This window comes from Shewanella sp. 125m-7, assembly GCF_052977045.1.
The window spans coordinates 1-1036 of the sequence record NZ_JBRILQ010000100.1 but is presented as its reverse complement, the minus strand read 5'-3'; the positions used below and the strand labels follow the sequence as shown (position 1 = coordinate 1036).

The window sequence follows — 1036 nt, the reverse complement described above, 5'->3', positions numbered from 1 at the left end:
GTGAAGAGCCTGTTGGCCTACTTTTACGAATCGATAATTAATAATCACGAATTACTTTCGATTCAACATCAATACCAATGCTCACTTTGCTCATTCCTGTGCGCGTTTATCCAGCAACACTCTGGTAGAGTGCTTATAAATCAATAGCTTTTCTTCAGTAAAAATTAAATAATAGGTTTATTAAATGTGCATGCGTGTTTTGCCAAATAAACGCGCATGCGCACTATACAAATGTTGAACTAAGCCGCTGCGCGGAGCCCAAAGCTAACTCACTGTTCCACACTTACCTCTAGGGAATATCCCCGCTTAGGAGGTATGTCATGCAACAACTACTGCAACAATTCAACGAAGAAATCACCCTCCGGGGTTACTCGGAGCGAACTCGGCACTCTTATCTGTACGCCATAAATCAACTGTATAAGTATTTTGGGCAAGATTTAGAGAATATTGCGGATAAACAATTGGAAGCTTACTTCCGCTACTTGAACCTCGAAAAACACCACTGTAGAGCGACGTTGAAACTCCATCTCAATGGGATCCATTTTTTCTTTGAGCACGTTTTGCACCGTCATTTTACTATCTCAATCAGCTTGCCTAAACATCAACATAAATTGCCACAACTACTCAATGCGCAAGATATTTCAGCTTTAATTTACTATTGTAAAACCAACAAGCTACGAGCAATGGTGGCGTTGTGCTACGGCTGTGGACTACGTGTTAGTGAGCTGACCCATGTGCAAGTCAGTGATATAGATGGTCAGCGGCAACTATTAACAGTTCGCCAAGGTAAAGGGGCCAAAGATCGACAGGTGATCATCTCAACTTCATTACTGTTGTTCATGCGCCAATACTGGCTGCAATACCGACCAGAAAAATGGTTATTTAGTTCTTGTTATCATGGTGTTTGTTACCCACTACATGAGTCCACATTTCGCAAAGCATTAGCTAGCGCCGCCCGTTTATCTGGAATAACAAAACCCTGTAGCCCACACAGTCTACGGCATGCCTACGCGACTCATCAACTGCAAGCGGGTAT

Annotated in this window: 1 protein-coding gene; it reads left to right on the top strand. The window is 42.7% G+C overall.

Annotated elements, in window-relative coordinates:
• Positions 1-320: 320 nt before the first annotated feature.
• Positions 321-1036 (top strand): tyrosine-type recombinase/integrase (locus tag ACVBIL_RS20585; RefSeq protein WP_447168793.1); only part of this gene is annotated, 716 nt, incomplete at its 3' end.